The organism is Kroppenstedtia guangzhouensis, assembly GCF_014637345.1.
Classification (GTDB): Bacteria; Bacillota; Bacilli; order Thermoactinomycetales; family DSM-45169; genus Kroppenstedtia; species Kroppenstedtia guangzhouensis.
This window is the reverse complement of sequence record NZ_BMEX01000005.1, coordinates 77,313-93,790: the sequence shown is the minus strand read 5'-3', so window position 1 is coordinate 93,790 and position 16,478 is coordinate 77,313. Positions and strand designations below refer to the sequence as shown.

Annotated in this window: 12 protein-coding genes; all 12 read left to right on the top strand. The window is 52.7% G+C overall.

Annotated features, from left to right (window positions below):
• Positions 1-258 precede the first annotated feature (258 nt).
• The 12 genes from IEV46_RS08775 to uvrB all read left to right on the top strand — a co-directional run bounded on the left by IEV46_RS08775 (position 259) and on the right by uvrB (position 16,478).
• Positions 259-714 carry a hypothetical protein gene (locus IEV46_RS08775; protein WP_188432108.1) on the top strand — a complete coding sequence of 152 codons (456 nt, stop codon included), beginning with the start codon at positions 259-261 and terminating at the stop codon, positions 712-714.
• An 843-nt stretch (positions 715-1,557) separates the two neighbouring features.
• Positions 1,558-3,168, top strand: a complete 1,611-nt coding sequence (locus IEV46_RS08770) for a DNRLRE domain-containing protein (protein WP_188432106.1) — start codon at positions 1,558-1,560, stop codon at positions 3,166-3,168.
• Between the two features lie 322 nt (positions 3,169-3,490).
• Positions 3,491-4,726 carry a Tm-1-like ATP-binding domain-containing protein gene (locus IEV46_RS08765; RefSeq protein WP_188432103.1) on the top strand — a complete coding sequence of 412 codons (1,236 nt, stop codon included), beginning with the start codon at positions 3,491-3,493 and terminating at the stop codon, positions 4,724-4,726.
• A 21-nt stretch (positions 4,727-4,747) separates the two neighbouring features.
• Complete coding sequence (locus IEV46_RS08760; RefSeq protein ID WP_188432101.1) at positions 4,748-5,569, top strand: phosphoenolpyruvate hydrolase family protein; 822 nt, start codon at positions 4,748-4,750, stop codon at positions 5,567-5,569.
• A 152-nt stretch (positions 5,570-5,721) separates the two neighbouring features.
• Positions 5,722-6,984, top strand: a complete 1,263-nt coding sequence (locus IEV46_RS08755) for an argininosuccinate synthase (protein ID WP_188432099.1) — start codon at positions 5,722-5,724, stop codon at positions 6,982-6,984.
• Positions 6,935-8,338: an argininosuccinate lyase gene (gene argH, locus IEV46_RS08750; protein ID WP_188432097.1), complete on the top strand. Its 1,404-nt coding sequence runs from the start codon at positions 6,935-6,937 to the stop codon at positions 8,336-8,338. Before IEV46_RS08755 ends, argH begins: the two co-directional genes overlap by 50 nt.
• A gap of 244 nt (positions 8,339-8,582) precedes the next feature.
• The gene (gene ftsE / locus IEV46_RS08745) at positions 8,583-9,269 is read left to right on the top strand and encodes a cell division ATP-binding protein FtsE (protein ID WP_188432095.1); all 687 of its coding nucleotides are present in this window, start codon (positions 8,583-8,585) and stop codon (positions 9,267-9,269) included.
• On the top strand, positions 9,259-10,158 hold the full coding sequence (gene ftsX / locus IEV46_RS08740) for a permease-like cell division protein FtsX (RefSeq protein WP_188432093.1): 900 nt from the start codon (positions 9,259-9,261) through the stop codon (positions 10,156-10,158). Before ftsE ends, ftsX begins: the two co-directional genes overlap by 11 nt.
• Before the next feature lie 43 nt (positions 10,159-10,201).
• Positions 10,202-11,338 (top strand): murein hydrolase activator EnvC family protein, encoded by a 1,137-nt coding sequence (locus tag IEV46_RS08735; RefSeq protein ID WP_188432091.1) that lies wholly within the window; start codon positions 10,202-10,204, stop codon positions 11,336-11,338.
• A gap of 163 nt (positions 11,339-11,501) precedes the next feature.
• Positions 11,502-12,566, top strand: a complete 1,065-nt coding sequence (locus tag IEV46_RS08730; protein WP_188432089.1) for a M23 family metallopeptidase — start codon at positions 11,502-11,504, stop codon at positions 12,564-12,566.
• 370 nt (positions 12,567-12,936) lie between these two features.
• Positions 12,937-14,385: a S41 family peptidase gene (locus tag IEV46_RS08725; protein WP_229736007.1), complete on the top strand. Its 1,449-nt coding sequence runs from the start codon at positions 12,937-12,939 to the stop codon at positions 14,383-14,385.
• Between the two features lie 101 nt (positions 14,386-14,486).
• A complete protein-coding gene (uvrB, locus tag IEV46_RS08720) occupies positions 14,487-16,478 on the top strand; it encodes an excinuclease ABC subunit UvrB (protein WP_188432087.1) in 1,992 nt (663 codons plus the stop codon).

Below are 16,478 nucleotides of genomic sequence, written 5' to 3'. Positions count from 1 at the left end.
GAAGTGTCACAAGGATGATGTTGTCCCTAAACGCCCTCCTTCCAGATTCTCCGTTGGGTAGGACGGCAAAGGCCGCTTTGGAAATACATGACTCGCATCACTTCTAACCCCTGTCGAAACAAGGAGTCTCCGTATTGTGAGAATATGTAAGTTTACGATCGGGCAGAAAGGGGTTATGATTATCGACCGTATGGACCAGAATCGGTCTGTACAGAAAAAACAGAGAGAATGGCCTGCAGGGTCAAGGAGGGGAAAAGCATGCATTTGTCGATGGAAACCTGTATCCAAACCACACAAGCACATCTGTTTGACTGTTTGGAGACGGAAGGACAACTGAAGAAGTGGGTTCCCCGGTTGATTCGGATCACTTACAAAGAGATGCCGAAAACGGGTGATTGGAAGGGAGCATCATTTATCCTGCATTTCCGGGGCGGAAAGAAAGAACAGGAAGTGCACGGAGAAGTCGTGGCGTATCGGAAGCCGGAACTCCTCGGAATTCGACTTTTCTTTGCACATACCATCCTGGATGTGTTTTTCAATATCCAGCAAGAAGAGGAGGGTCAGCTCCAGATCACCTGTGATTGTGAAATCAGTGTCGGTGAAAAGGGGAATCGCCTCAAAGCCCGTCTGGACGCCTGGCAAATCCGCCGTGCCTTTTCCGCTTATCTTAGACACTTGAAAAACAGAGCGGAAAACTATCCTTTATCGGCATAAAAACCACCCCCGGTTCATGATAGCCGGGGGATTGCTGTAGAAAAGGAGACTTTACTTTGTTGCCCCGTGAAAAAACCTGGCTTCCATACAGGGATGCCGGGTTTTTCATATAGTCGGGATCTCTTCCATGAGTTTTTTCCTCCCCTAGACCGTACGTGTTTGGGGTTTCCGGTAGAGAAAGGAATCGGGGGTGATTTTTTCGTCCGATCCACCTCGCACAGGCGGGAGGATGTAGGAGAGATCACGAGGAAAGCGACTCTTTCATGGACTACTTCACCTTCCTTATCTTCCCTTTCCGAACTGCGGCGCCTGTTAACAACAATATTTTAAAGGAGAGCAATAACTTAAAAAGCAAATCCTCATTCCCTGGATATGATCGAAAGGGAAGACTTTATTACTAATTGAGTATAAAAATGTTGATAAAATAGACCTTTTGCATTATTATATCATTCTATGATTTTATTTTTTAAGTGAATCATGGAGGTTTAGATGATGATGCACCTGGCTTCCCTTTCTAAATCCGATTCAAAATATTTGCGTTATAACAGAAGTTTGAATTGGATTCTCTCTTTTTTAAATCTGAGAGGGATTGGTTTAGAAGCGTTGTGAAAAAACTTCGGAGGGAGGGTTGGGTTTCCATGGAGAGTCTTGCACTCAGGGGAGCAACTCTCGCCCAAGGTCACTTCGGCTCCCGAGTCTCGTAATGCGCTTTTTGCAATGGATCAGAGACAGTGACACCTGGCCCACCCCCAGCAATGGTTTGGTCAAACATTCCTTAAAACCAAATTCCATGATGAACTGAACATTTAGTTGTAAAACGAGATCAAGGAATGAGGAAAACAGATGAATAAAAAAAAACAGCGGGGGAAAGCCCTGGTATGGATGGTGATCATCACACTTCTCTGGGCGATGATGCCCTGGCACTTGATCGGCTCCGTCGACTCCCGGAAAAAGTCTGAAGCGACGAACCATCCTGTGGGTGAATACAAGGGGATCCCAGAGAAAAATGAAGAGTTGGAAGGTGAACACAGCAGGACAAGGAGAAACAGCGATTTGACCAAAAGGGTGGAAATTCAACCAGAACCGATCTTAGACCAAGAAAAGAGAAGTCCAGTCCGGAAAATCGCCGATCAGCGAGTGACCGGGGAAGCGGAGGAGAAGAAATATCGGTCCAAAGCTGGAATGGATACCTATGTGCAAGAAAAATATCCGGACTACAACTACCATCATTCTCCTGAGTTGCGGACGGGCTATGCCACTGAGGTGGGAAAGACCCGTTCCTATATCCAGTTTGGATCGAAGCTTCCCGACTTGGATGGGGGGTTGCTGATCAGTGCCAAATTCAAAGCGTATAAATACTACGAGTATCCCAACCGTGCCGTGGATACGACGATCCGGATCCATCACGCGGATTGGAATCCGACCGGCATCCATTGGAACAAGCAACCCAAAATCGGCGGTTCTTATGCCAGCAAGTTCTTTCCGAAAGGAGCAGCCGAGGGTTGGTATGACTGGAATGTTACCCGCCTGGTGAAATACTGGTACGACAATCCCACCAGCAATCACGGTCTAGTCATGCAAGCTTCCAACGAGGGGATTAACGGCAGCTATCGGAAGTTTTACTCCGGTGATTATAGCACCGGGAAATACACCCCCCGTCTGGAAGTGTCCTACTCTCCGAAGCCGGAACCTCCCACGGGAACCGTGGTGGGCAACGGTCCGGGCTCCAAAACAGGATATATCAATCTGAAGTGGAACAGAGTCCCCGGAGCCGAGGGATATAAAATTCTGATTTTCAACGGCAAGAGTTATGACATCGTGGATGTTGGCGATGTGACCCGTTGGAGTACCAAAGGCAAGAAGCTGTGGCCCACCGCATCCCAGATCGAGGCGGGGGAATACAAATTGCGGCTGGATGGTTCCGGAGGGGAGTTGGCGGATGACCCCCGTCCTGTATATCGGAATGCCAACGAAGGGGGTTACAACAGCTCAAATTATCTGATCCGTGTAGTGGCTTACAACGCCTATGGAGAGACGGCGCCTTCGGACGCCTACCGGCCGGAGATTCCAGATCAGACACCTCCCTCCAAGCCGGGAAAGCCGGTATTGAGCAGAGGAGCGAATGACCGCTTCACCTTTACTTGGCAGACTTCCACCCCTGCTTCCGAAGTGAAAAAATACCGGGTCTACATGGGAACAGCTCCGGGTCAGGCGGATCTTGTCAACGGGACGGAGGTCGCCACTAACCACTATATCTATCCCAAGGCTTTAGATTCCCGCATGACGTATTATCTGTATGTTGTGGCGGTAAATGGCGTGGGTAATACGTCCCCCCCTTCGGAGAACGGCACGGGTCGGGGATGGCCAGCATGGCATTGGAGGCCGGTCTGGGCTTTGCTTCCAACCCCATTCCGTTTGAGAAGGATGAAGGGGGCCGGGTTAAGGGTTGCTTAAACGGATCCAAGGAACCGGATATTATCAAAAGAATGCTGGAAAGATGATAAGGAAAGCCGTTCTTTTATGGCCATGCTATGACAGCTTCCTTATCATTCTCTTCCGGCTCCCCACCCCGACGGGCAATGTTTTAATCAGGTTGATCGATGTCGGGGAATGAAGGAATTTATTAAAGCAGGAAAGATAAGAAAATCTGCCGAATGTAATTGCTGACGGACACAATGTGTCTATCGGGGACTGGGGGCCTAGATCCGAGATGGTTCATGCCCGAGAATCGAAACTCAGGTGAGAAGCAGATCACACATTCAGTAGGGGTGAAGAGATGAAAAAAGGTCAAAGTCCGGTGGTGGCCTTGTTGGGAACATTGGATACCAAGGGAGTGGAATACGGTTTTGTCCGGGACCGGATCGCCGGACTCGGAGTCGATACCTTGTTGATTGATGCGGGGATTATCGGTGACCCACAAGTGGAACCGGATATCAGCCGGGAGGAGGTCGCCCGGGCCGCCGGTCGAAAACTTGATGAGCTGGTTCAAGCGGGGGATCGCGGTGCGGCGATCAAAGTGATGGCGGAGGGTGCCGCCTCCTTGATCAGGAGATTGCATCGGGAGGGACGTCTGGACGGGATTCTGGGTCTGGGCGGCTCTGGGGGAACCGCCCTGGTGACAGAGTCGATGCGCGAGCTGCCCGTGGGGGTGCCCAAGTTGATGGTGTCGACGATGGCCTCAGGGGATACCCGCCCCTATGTCGGTGCGATGGACGTAACCATGATGTACTCGGTTGTCGACATTTCCGGAATCAACCAAGTGTCGGCCCGGATCTTGGCCAATGCCGCCGATGCCATCGCCGGAATGGTGACCGGGCAAGCACTTCCCCGATCGATGGAAAAGCCCCTGATCGGTGCCTCCATGTTTGGTGTGACCACACCGGCGGTGGAGGTCGGACGCAAGTGCCTGGAGGAGCTGGGTTACGAGGTGCTGGTCTTCCACGCCACGGGGACCGGGGGCCAATCGATGGAAGCCTTGATCCGGGATGGGTATATCACCGGGGTGTTTGACCTGACCACAACGGAGTTGGCTGATGATCTGGTCGGGGGTGTTCTCTCGGCAGGTCCCCATCGTCTGGAAGCAGCGGGAGAGAAAGGCATACCCCAGGTGGTCTCCTTGGGAGCGCTGGACATGGTCAACTTCGGTCCGAAAGAAACCGTCCCGCCTTCCTTTCAGAAACGGCGTCTGTACGAGCACAATCCCACAGTCACTTTGATGCGGACCACGCCGGAAGAGTGTAAGGAGCTGGGCCGGCGCCTCGCCCGGAAGCTCAATCAGGCGAAGGGGCCTGTCGCCCTGTTTATCCCCCTGAAAGGGGTTTCTGCCCTCTCCAAAGAGGGGGAGTTCTTCCATGACTCCGCGGCGGATGAGGCCATGTTCCAAGCTTTGCGGGCAGAAATCGACCGGAATGTGGTGGAATTGCATGAACTGGACACGGATGTGAATGATCCGGCCTTTGCGGAAACAATGGCCCGGCGTCTTAATGAACTGTATGTCGGAATGGAGAGTTGAACCATACAAGGAGGGACTTTGATGATCAACAGAGAGGATGCATTGCGACGTCTACATAAGGAAGTGAAGGAAGGACGTCCGATTATCGGAGCCGGAGCGGGAACCGGTCTGTCAGCCAAGTGCGCTGAAGCCGGCGGAACGGATCTGATCATCATTTACAACTCGGGTCGTTATCGCATGGCGGGGCGCGGTTCCTTGGCCGGTCTGCTCCCCTACGGTGATGCCAATGCGATTGTGGTGGAGATGGCCGGGGAAGTGTTGCCGGTGGTTCAAGATACTCCGGTGCTGGCCGGTGTTTGCGGCACTGATCCTTTCCGACTCATGCCGGTCTTCCTGAAACAATTGAAGGAAATGGGTTTTACCGGGGTGCAAAACTTTCCCACCGTGGGTCTGATGGATGGAAACTTCCGGGCCAACCTGGAGGAGACGGGAATGGGTTATGATCTGGAAGTGGAGATGATCCGGGAAGCGCATCAACTCGGATTGTTGACTGCTCCTTATGTCTTTGATGAAGAACAAGCGCGGAAAATGGCCGAAGCTGGGGCGGATGTGTTGGTGCCCCATGTCGGTTTGACCACCTCCGGCAACATCGGGGCCAAAACCGCACTTACCCTGGATGAAGCGGTGGAGCGGGTACAAGCGATGCATGATGCTGGCAAAGAGGTGAATCCGGAGATCCTTGTCCTCTGTCATGGCGGCCCGATCGCCGAGCCGGAGGATGCTGACTATGTTCTGAAAAATACCACAGGTATCGTCGGTTTTTTCGGAGCTTCCAGCATGGAGCGCCTGCCCACGGAAGTGGCCATCACCGAAAACATGCGCAAATTCAAGACGATCGGTTGAACCTGTGGTGAAACACGATCTCCCCGACCAAAATGCGGCTGCTCAACGTCTTGTAGAAAGATGGTTCCACCCCGAAATCAAGGGTGGACTTTTTATTCATCGATCCGTATAATAATACATAACGATGAATGATTATAAGAGGTGTTCGGACCATGAGCAAAGGGAAAGTGATTCTCGCTTATTCCGGCGGCCTGGATACATCGGTGGCGATTCAGTGGCTAAAGGAAAACTATGGATATGACGTGGTGGCGGTGGCTCTCGATGTGGGGGAAGGAAAAGACCTGGATTTTATCAAGGAAAAGGCACTGAAAGTGGGGGCGGTCAAGTCGCTGGTGGTGGACACCCGGAAATGGTTTGCGGAACATTATCTGCTGCCGGCGCTGAAGGCCAATGCCATGTATGAGGGGAAGTATCCTTTGGTCTCCGCTCTGTCCCGCCCACTGATTGCAGAAGTGCTGGTTCGGGTGGCCACAGCGGAGGGGGCGGTGGCGGTGGCCCACGGGTGTACCGGGAAAGGGAATGACCAGGTAAGGTTTGAACTGGCAGTCAAAGCCTTCAATCCCGAATTGGAAGTGATCGCCCCGGTCCGGGAATGGGCCATGTCCCGGGAAGAGGAGATCGCTTATGCTCAAAATCATGGCATCCCGATCCCGGTGGATCTGGATAATCCCTACAGCATCGATCAAAACTTGTGGGGCAGAAGCTGTGAATGCGGTGTCCTGGAGAATCCCTGGGCGGCGCCGCCGGCAGGGGCATACGAGTGGACCGCAGCGGTGGAAAAGACCCCGGATCAACCGGAGGATGTGGAGATCGCCTTCCAGCGGGGAAAGCCGGTTTCTCTGAACGGGAAAGAGCTGCCGTTCCACCGGTTGGTGTCGGAACTGAATCAATTGGCCGGTAAACACGGAGTGGGACGGATCGACCATGTGGAGAACCGGTTGGTGGGAATCAAGTCCCGGGAAGTTTACGAATGTCCGGCGGCGATGACGTTGATCACCGCCCACCGGGAGCTGGAATTCCTGACTCAGACCCGGGAAGTGATCCGGTTCAAACCGGTGGTGGAAGGAAAATGGGCGGAGCTGGCCTATGAAGGACTCTGGTTCTCTCCATTGATGAAGGCGCTGAATGCTTTTGTGGAGGAGAGCCAGGCGACGGTATCTGGGACAGTCCGGGTCCGCTTGTTCAAGGGGCAGGCTGTGGTGACAGGTCGGAAGTCGGAACACTCTCTGTACAGCGAAGAATTGGCCACCTACACACCCGAAGACACCTTCAACCACCAGGCGGCTGTGGGTTTTATTCAGCTATGGGGATTGCCGACGGAGGTCAATTCCAAGGTGAACCCGAAAAAGGAGGATCCCTCATTCAATGAAACTCTGGGGCGGGCGATTTACCAAGCCGACCAACCGACTCGTTGAAGAATACACCGCATCCATCGGTTTTGACCAAAAACTGTACGAAGAAGATATCCGCGGCAGTCTGGCCCATGTGAGGATGTTGGGGGAGTGTGGGGTTCTGACGGCGGAGGAAGCGGAGACGATCTCGGAGGGATTGCGGAAGATTCGGGATAGAATTCGGTCCGGTGAAGTGAAATTTTCCGTAGCTCACGAGGATATCCACATGAACATCGAGAAGTTGCTGATCGATGAAGTGGGTCCAGTGGGGGGGAAACTCCACACCGGCCGCAGTCGGAATGATCAAGTGGCACTGGATATGCATCTGTATGTCCGGGCCCGGACACTGGATTTGATTAAAGGATTGAACGTATTGCGCGAAGCTCTTGTAGCCAAGGCGGAGGAGCATGTGGACACTATTTTGCCTGGCTACAGCCACCTGCAACGGGCCCAGCCGGTCCGCCTCGCCCACCATTTGCTGGCTTACGTTGAAATGTTCGGGCGGGATACGGAACGGTTGTTTGACAGCTACAAGCGGGTGAACACCCTCCCCTTGGGGGCCGGTGCGATCAGCGGCACCACTTTTCCCATCCGCCGGGAGTTAGTGGCGGAGGAGCTGGGTTTTGATCGGATGTATGACAACAGTATGGACGCGGTCAGTGACCGGGATTACCTGGTGGAGTTTTTGGGAGCGTCCTCCCTGATCATGGTGCATCTATCCCGGCTGTCGGAGGAGTTGATCCTGTGGTCCAGCCAGGAGTTTGGCTACATCGAACTGGATGATGCATTCTGCACCGGCAGCAGTATGATGCCTCAGAAGAAAAACCCGGATGTACCGGAATTGATCCGGGGGAAGACGGGACGGGTGACAGGACATTGGGTGGCTTTGATCACCACTTTGAAAGCCCTCCCCCTGACCTATAACAAAGATATGCAGGAGGACAAGGAGGGAATTTTCGATACCGTCGACACCTTGCAGGGAGCGCTGGCACTGATGGCTCCGATGGTGGCCGGGATGAGGGTGGACAAGGAGCGGATGCGGCAAAGCGCGGAACAGGGCTTCACCAATGCGACGGATCTGGCGGACTATCTGGTGACCCGGGGTCTTCCCTTCCGCGAGGCGCATGAAGTGGTGGGCCGGCTGGTTCTCTCCTGTCTGGAGCAAGGACGGCACCTGAGGGATCTGACTCTGGAGGAATTCAAAAATGCTTGCCCGTTGATCGATGAAGATGTCTATTCGAAGCTGGATGTGGAACAGGTGGTCGACGCCCGGAAAGCTGGAAGCGGCACTGCACGGAACCGGGTGGTGGAAATGATCGCCAAGAAAAAAGAAGAATTGGATGAAACCCTTCGCTGGCTGGACACCGTTTCATATTAACAGGTGAAGAACTGAAAACCTGCCCGATTTTTTCGGCGGGTTTTTTCTGTTCTCCACCTATCAATAACAACTTCATTTCTGGAAAAGTTCATATAGATGATATACAACAAATACGTAGATGATATAATAAAAAGGATTTCCGGCATTCATTTGCGAATTTTTCTATCTAAATCTACCATATTCGATAGAGATTGGACGGAACTTGAACCACGTGTCAAAACCCAATACGTACGAGGGTGATCACATGATTGAGATGCATGATGTGTACAAGGTTTATCCCAATGGTGTCAAAGCCCTGAACGGAATCAATGTGAAAATCGACCAGGGTGATTTTGTTTATGTGGTCGGACCCAGCGGTGCGGGTAAAAGTACCTTCATCAAATTGATGTACCGGGAGGTAAGTCCCACCCATGGAGTCATCCTGATCAACGGGGTGAATGTGAAGCGGGTGCGGGACTGGAAAATCCCGTATCTTCGCCGGAAGATCGGTGTTGTGTTCCAGGATTACAAGCTTTTGCCCAATATGACGGCATATGAAAATGTTGCCTTCGCCATGGAAGCGGTGGAGACACCCAAGCGGAAGATCCGGCGTCGGGTGCAGGAGGTTCTGGAATTGGTCGGCCTTTACGATCGGATGAATGCTCTTCCTTCCCAGCTTTCCGGGGGGGAACAGCAACGGGTTTCCATCGCCCGGGCCATGGTGAACAACCCCAGTTTTATCATTGCCGACGAGCCGACCGGAAACCTCGATCCGGAAAACTCCTGGGACATCATGTACCTGCTGGAGGAGATCAATTCCCGTGGTACCACGGTTGTCATGGCCACACACAACAAAGAGATTGTAAACACCATGCGTAAACGCGTGATTGCGGTGGAGCAGGGTGTGATCGTCCGCGACGAACAGCAGGGGGAATACGGCTATGAGGATTGACACCTTGTTGCGACATACCCGGGAAGCTTTCAAAAGTTTGATCCGGAACAACTGGATGACCTTTGCTGCGGTCAGTGCCGCTAGTGTTACCCTGTTGATTTTTGGACTCTTCCTGGTGTTCGCCTTCAATATTAACTACATGGCTTCCGAATTGGACCGGGAAGTGTCGATCCGGGTCTTTCTGAACGCCTCCATCTCCAGTGATGAGATTGATCAGGTGAAGAGCAGCATCGAAAAAAAACCGAAAGTGGAGAGTGTGAAATTTATCTCCAAGCAAGAGGGCCTGGAATCGATGAAGGGATGGTTCGGCGAGGATGAGAAGTTCCTTGAGGGTCTGGAGAAGGACAACCCCATTCCGGACATGTTGGAAGTGATGGCGAAGGATCCCCGTCAGAGTGAATCCTTGTCCGAGGAGCTCAAAAGAGATTATCCGAACCAAGTGGATAATGCCGACTTTGGCGGCGGGGTCTCCCGCAGCATTCTCGATATGTCGAGTCTGATCCGCAACGTGGTCTTCATTTTCGGATTGGGATTGGCGGTGCTGGCGGCTTTCCTCATCTCCAACACGATTAAGCTGACCATCTTCGCCCGTCGCCGGGAGATCGAGATCATGCGGCTGGTGGGCGCCAGCAACTGGTTTATCCGCTGGCCCTTCTTCATCGAAGGGACCCTGATCGGGTTGCTGGGTTCCGTCGTCCCGGTTGCTGTGGTTCTGGCCGGTTACAATGCCGTCGTCCGGATTTTGGACGCCGATAAAGCATACAGCTTTTTCAAACTGCTCGGGATGTGGCCCCTGTCTCTCTGGGTGGCGGGGCTGACCGCTCTGTTGGGTGTGATGATCGGGATCTGGGGAAGTCTCATTTCCATCCGCCGGTTCCTGCGTACCTGACGGCAGGTGGGTCCGGAGTGGAGAATCAGGAGGGGGAAACGGAGTGAAAAGCAACCTTTCCACACGTTGGGTCGGCGGTGGATTGTCCCTGATTTTGGCCGCTGCCCTCCTATTTCCCGGAAGCATCCGTGCCGATGAGATCCAGGAGAAGAAACAGGACATCAAGGAACGGGATAAGGAGATTCAGAGGCTGGAGAAGGAAAAGGCCGCGACAAAGAAGGATCTGAAATCGGTTTTTGCCGAGCTCGACCAAAAAAAGATGGAATTGGCAGACCGGAGCAGTGAAGTTTATGAGTTGGAACAGAAGCTGAAGAAGACGAAAAAGGATCTTCAACAGAAAGAAGAGCAACTGAAGATTCAGGAGCAACGGTATAAGGGCCGGGTTCGTACGCTTTATGAGCAGGGTGAGATGTTTTACGTGGAACCCTTGCTGAATTCGGAGAGTCTGGGGGAGTTCCTCAATCGGCTCAAGTTTGTCCAGATGGTGATCCAAAGAGATCAGCATCTGGTTGAACGGTACCAACGGGACCGGGTGGCACTCAATCGGAAGAAGCAAAGTTTTGAGCATCTTTTGGCTGATCGGCGGAAAAAGGAGAAAGAGGCGCGGGAACTTCATGCCCAGCTGATTCAGGAGTACAAACAGGTTGAAAAAGAATTGAACCGATTGGCCGAGGAGCAGGAACACCTGGAGGAAGTGAACGAAAAGGAGAGTCAGCAGGTCCGGGAGCTAGTCCGCAAACAGCAGGAGGCGGGGCGGACAGCGGAAGCTTCCGGCACTTATGACGGGGGAGCTTTTTTGAAACCGGTGAAAGGCGCCTCCATCACATCGGGTTACGGGATGCGTTACCATCCGGTACGAAAGCAATACAAAATGCATACGGGGGTGGATTTCGGTGCACCCCTCGGTACCCCGATTCGTGCCGCCGCCGCCGGTAAGGTGATCGCCTCCCGTCCCATGAGGGGATATGGATACATTGTCGTGATTGACCATGGTGGCGGGCTCTCCACCCTGTATGCCCACGTTTATGCCCAGGATGTCAAAGTGAGCGTCGGCCAGTCCGTATCCAGGGGACAGGCCATCGCGGCAGTGGGTAACAACGGATGGTCGACCGGGCCTCACCTTCATTTTGAAGTATTGAAGAACGGGGAACATACCAATCCGATGCGGTACCTGAAATAGGAGCGTTGTGAAAAAGTCGTCACAGGGAGGACTGGAGCGTCTTTGGCCCGTCAGAGCTTTGGCGCCGGAATGTGAAATCCAATCCCGATCGTCCAAGAACGCACTAAATCACTACCTCTCCAGTGGGGGAATAACGGGTGGCTCAGAAGGAAGGAGGGATCGGATGAAAAGAAGGTTATTGACGGGTGCGACAGCTTTCACCCTTGCCTTTTCCAGCATTCCGAATGTGCAGGCGGAAGAAGATATGGAAAAGGCCTGGAAGGATCTGGAGGAGATCCGGAAGGAGAAGAAGGAGATCAAGGGTGAAATTCGGGAAGCCAAGGAAACGATGGATCGGGAAAAGAAAAAAATGGAGCAGATCAGCGAGCAGATCCATCAATCCAACGAAGAAATATTTTCCGCCAAGCAAAAGATGAAAAAAGTTCAAAAGGCTCTCAACCAGGCGGAGAATCAATTTCATGATCGCATCGAGAGCGTTTACCGAAGCGGGAAGCTGGGGTATATGAGCACCTTGTTGGAATCCGATTCCCTGTCCCAATTTCTGGCCCGTTTTGAGACGCTCAGTCTTCTGGTCAAACAGGATCATCTCTTGATGGAAAAAATCGCTGCAAAGAAAAAAGAGATCAAGCGGCAACAGAGAAAATTGGAGAAATTGAACAAAAAACGGGAGCAAGAAATCGAAACGGCCGAAGAAACCTACAATCGAATGCAGGAGAACCGAAAAAAAAGCAAAGTGGCTTTGGCAGGGATCGAAGAAGAGGAGAACATCCAAGAAAAAGAGGTTCGGCGTGTGAATCTGCTCGCCCTGAAAAATGGATCGTTCAAGTATCCGGGGGGGCCCCTGAGCTGGCCGGGAAAAAGTCGCCGGATCACTTCGCCCTACGGGTATCGGGTTCATCCAGTCACCGGTGTATACAAACTTCATACCGGTATCGACACCGAAGGGAATGCTGGGGATCCGATCTATGCCGCCGCAGACGGAATTGTCCTGGAGAGTCAGCCTGCTTCCGGATACGGCTGGATCATCATCTTGGATCACGGTAGTGGACTGACCACCCTGTACGCCCACATGTATCCCCACACGGTTCGGGTTCAAAAAGGGGACTATGTAAAAAGAGGTCAGGGGATTGCCAGTATCGGAAGCAACGGTTATTCCACCGGACCTCACAATCACTTTGAAGTTCGCAAACAGGGTCAATTGCAAAATCCCTTGAAATACTTGGAGTGATGATTCCAGGAAGTATTTTGGAAAAGTACAATCAGGGGGAGTGCGGTGTGTTTCCGCTCGGAAAATCTCAGGCCGACAGCGAAGGAATCGTCCCGACCGGCCAAAAACGTACTTGAAACACAACTTCCATGACCGCGACAACCAATGCCTCGGCGCATTGGCTTTTCTTTTTGGTGAGTGTCCGTCCTTGTGCGGGAGTGTAAATTCTGCTAGAGTGAACCTGATACTAACCTCGGCTCGCTTGTCATATATTGAATCAATCCCTCGTCAGTTCCGGGCGGTTGACTGCAGGTGACCCATCAGATCCCTTCCATGAGGAGAAGGATGCCGACTCGGCTGCCCATGAGATGTAATCAAAGGTGGTGTTTGGATGTATATGCGTGGACGTACCGTTGCCCTGATCGTGGTCTTTGCCGTCCTGTTCAGCAGTCTGACAACGGCGGTGGTGGTGGGTGACGGGGGCTTGTTATCCCGGGCGACGGGGTCTTCATTCTTCAGCGGGGTCAGCAGCAACTCCGAGCTGGAGGATCATCTGAATAAATTGAAAGAGGCCTACGGAACGATTAAATCTCAGTATATCGGTGAGGTGGATGATCAAAAGCTGATCGACGGGGCGATCCGAGGGATGGTGGATTCCCTCAACGACCCTTACTCCGCCTATATGGATCAAAAAACGGCTAAACAGTTCCATTCCTCTCTCGACTCCACCTTCCAGGGGATCGGTGCGGAAGTCACCATGAAGAAAGGAAAGGTGACGATCGTCTCTCCTTTTAAAGGCTCTCCTGCGGAAAAGGCCGGGCTTCGGCCGGAGGATCAGATTCTCAAGGTGAACGGGGACAGTCTGGAGGGAATGGACCTGAATGAGGCGGTCTCCAAGATCAAAGGGCCCAAAGGGACGAAAGCGCGTTTGGAAGTGTCCCGTCCCGGGCAGAGTGAAGTTCTCAAGATTGTAGTGGTCCGTGACGAGATCCCGATTGAAACGGTTCATGCGGATATGCTGGATGGAAAAATCGGAAAGCTTGAGATTTCCCAGTTCTCCACAGATACATCCAAAGATTTTCTGAAGGAGTTGGAAGAGCTGGAATCGAAGGGCATGAAAGGGCTTGTGATCGATGTTCGCGGAAATCCCGGCGGGTTGCTTCCGGCTGTGGTGGAAATCAGTGAACAACTGGTGCCTGACCAAAAGAAAATTATGATGACTGAAGACAAGACAGGTCATCGCATTGAATACAAATCCAAAATGAAAGAGAAAAAAGAGTATCCGATCGTGATTCTGACGGATAAGGGATCAGCCAGTGCTTCCGAGATCCTGGCCGCTGCGTTGAAGGAATCCGGCGGATACAAAACCGTTGGTGAGGCCACCTTTGGCAAAGGGACGGTTCAAACGGCGAAGGATTTCGAGGACGGAAGCAATCTGAAACTGACCATGGCCAAATGGTTGACCCCGGAAGGGAACTGGATTCATAAAAAAGGGATCAAACCAGATGTCAAGGTGAAACTTCCGGACTATTACAGCGCAACTCCACCCCAACCGGATAAAACCCTCAAACGGGACATGACATCTCAGCAGGTGAAGAACTTGCAGTTGATCCTGGAGGGGTTGGGCTATCGGCCGGATCGGACGGACGGATACTTCAGTGAACAGACGGAAACTGCCGTCAAAGCTTACCAACGGACCGAAAAATTGCCAGTCACCGGGGTGGTCGACAGTAAGACAGCGATGAAGTTGCAGGATTCGTATATCGAGATGTTGCGCAAGCCGGAGAATGATTTGCAACTTCGGGTGGCCGTGGAAACGTTGAAAAAAGAGATGAGGTAACCCCCCTTGCCCCGGGGGGGTTTTTTCATGTTTCTTGGAACGGGTGTTCCTGTTTTTCCATCAGGTTGTGCTATAATGGAACGGATGACAAATACGAGGTGATGGCTGTGGCTAAAAACAGGTTTCGCCTGGTTTCCGAATATCAACCCCAGGGGGACCAACCGAAAGCGATTGCGATGTTGACGGATGGCCTCCTGACAGGGAAAAAACATCAGACACTGCTGGGGGCGACCGGAACGGGGAAAACCTTCACTATCGCCCATACCATCGCTCAGGCAGGAAAGCCCACGCTGGTGATCGCCCACAACAAGACGCTGGCGGCCCAATTGTGCGGGGAACTGAAGGAGTTCTTCCCCGAAAACGCTGTCGAATACTTTGTCAGTTACTACGACTATTACCAACCGGAGGCCTATGTGCCCCAGACGGATACCTATATTGAAAAAGATGCCTCGATTAATGACGAGATTGATAAATTGCGCCACTCCGCCACCAGTGCCCTGTTTGAGCGACAGGATGTGATTATTGTGGCCAGTGTCTCCTGCATCTACGGACTCGGTTCCCCCGAGGAATACCGCAGTCAGGTGGTCTCCTTGCGGGTCGGGATGGAGAAGGATCGCAATAGAGTACTGCGGGATCTGGTGGATATCCAATATGAGCGGAACGACCTCAATTTCATCCGGGGAACTTTCCGGGTTCGGGGAGATGTATTGGAGATTTTCCCCGCATCCCGGAGTGAACAGGCGATCCGGGTGGAGTTTTTTGGGGATGAGATCGATCGCATCCGGGAGATCGATGTGCTGACCGGGGAGATCCTGGGAGATCGGGAGCATGTCGCCATTTTTCCTGCTTCTCACTATGTTACGCGGCAAGAGGTGATGCGCCGAGCTCTGAAAGAGATCAGGGCGGAGTTGGATGAACGCCTGTCCGCTCTGAAATCCCAGGGCAAGCTGTTGGAAGCTCAACGGCTGGAGCAACGGACCCGCTATGACATGGAGATGATGCAGGAGATCGGCTTCTGTTCCGGGATTGAAAACTATTCCCGGCACCTGGTGGGCAAAAAGGCGGGAGAACCTCCCTATACACTTCTCGATTACTTCCCTGACGATTTTGTGACCATTATCGATGAGTCCCATGTCACCATTCCACAGATCGGCGGGATGTACAAAGGAGATCGTTCACGGAAAGAGATGCTGGTGGAACATGGTTTCCGCTTGCCCTCCGCCTTAGATAACCGGCCCCTGCAGTTTGAAGAGTTTGAAGAACGGTTGCACCAGGTGATCTTTGTCTCCGCGACCCCCGGTCCCTACGAGCTGGAGAAGACCCCGGAAGTGACAGAGCAAATCATCCGACCCACAGGTCTGCTCGACCCCAAAATTCATGTTCGCCCCATCGAAGGCCAGATCGACAACCTGATCGGAGAAGTGAACAAGCGGGTGGAGCGGAATGAACGGGTGCTGGTCACCACCCTGACCAAAAAGATGGCGGAGGATCTGACCGATTACCTCAAGGAAGCTGGGATCAAGGTACAGTATCTGCATTCCGACATCAAAACGATTGAACGAATGCAGATACTGCGGAGTCTTCGTCTCGGTGAGTTTGATGTTCTTGTCGGGATCAACCTTCTCCGGGAGGGATTGGATCTGCCGGAGGTTTCTCTGGTGGCGATCTTGGATGCCGACAAGGAAGGCTTTTTGCGAGCGGAGCGATCGCTCATCCAAACCATCGGCCGGGCGGCCCGCAATGCCAATGGGGAAGTGATCATGTATGCTGACCGGATCACGGAGTCCATGCGGAAGGCGATTGATGAGACGGAACGCCGTCGGTCAGTGCAGATCGCTCATAATGAAAAACACGGGATCACGCCGCAGACCATCCGCAAGGCCGTTCGTGAAGTGATTGAAGCTACCAAGGCGGCGGAAGAGAGTGAAACGTATCAAGTGGCCCCCGACATGGAGAAAATGAGTGGAAAAGAACGGAGACAACTGATCGAAGGACTGGAGAAAGAGATGAAACAGGCGGCCAGGGATCTCCAATTTGAACGGGCGGCGGAGTTGAGGGATATGATCTTGGAACTCAAAGCGGAGGGAGCATAA

Bases quoted from the DNA above. Each gene is read 5' to 3' on its own strand.
- IEV46_RS08775 (WP_188432108.1), top strand. From the start codon at position 259: ATGCATTTGTCGATGGAAACCTGTATCCAAACCACACAAGCACATCTG.
- IEV46_RS08770 (WP_188432106.1), top strand. From the start codon at position 1,558: ATGAATAAAAAAAAACAGCGGGGGAAAGCCCTGGTATGGATGGTGATC.
- IEV46_RS08765 (WP_188432103.1), top strand. From the start codon at position 3,491: ATGAAAAAAGGTCAAAGTCCGGTGGTGGCCTTGTTGGGAACATTGGAT.
- IEV46_RS08760 (WP_188432101.1), top strand. From the start codon at position 4,748: ATGATCAACAGAGAGGATGCATTGCGACGTCTACATAAGGAAGTGAAG.
- IEV46_RS08755 (WP_188432099.1), top strand. From the start codon at position 5,722: ATGAGCAAAGGGAAAGTGATTCTCGCTTATTCCGGCGGCCTGGATACA.
- argH (WP_188432097.1), top strand. From the start codon at position 6,935: ATGAAACTCTGGGGCGGGCGATTTACCAAGCCGACCAACCGACTCGTT.
- ftsE (WP_188432095.1), top strand. From the start codon at position 8,583: ATGATTGAGATGCATGATGTGTACAAGGTTTATCCCAATGGTGTCAAA.
- ftsX (WP_188432093.1), top strand. From the start codon at position 9,259: ATGAGGATTGACACCTTGTTGCGACATACCCGGGAAGCTTTCAAAAGT.
- IEV46_RS08730 (WP_188432089.1), top strand. From the start codon at position 11,502: ATGAAAAGAAGGTTATTGACGGGTGCGACAGCTTTCACCCTTGCCTTT.
- IEV46_RS08725 (WP_229736007.1), top strand. From the start codon at position 12,937: ATGTATATGCGTGGACGTACCGTTGCCCTGATCGTGGTCTTTGCCGTC.
- uvrB (WP_188432087.1), top strand. From the start codon at position 14,487: ATGGCTGTGGCTAAAAACAGGTTTCGCCTGGTTTCCGAATATCAACCC.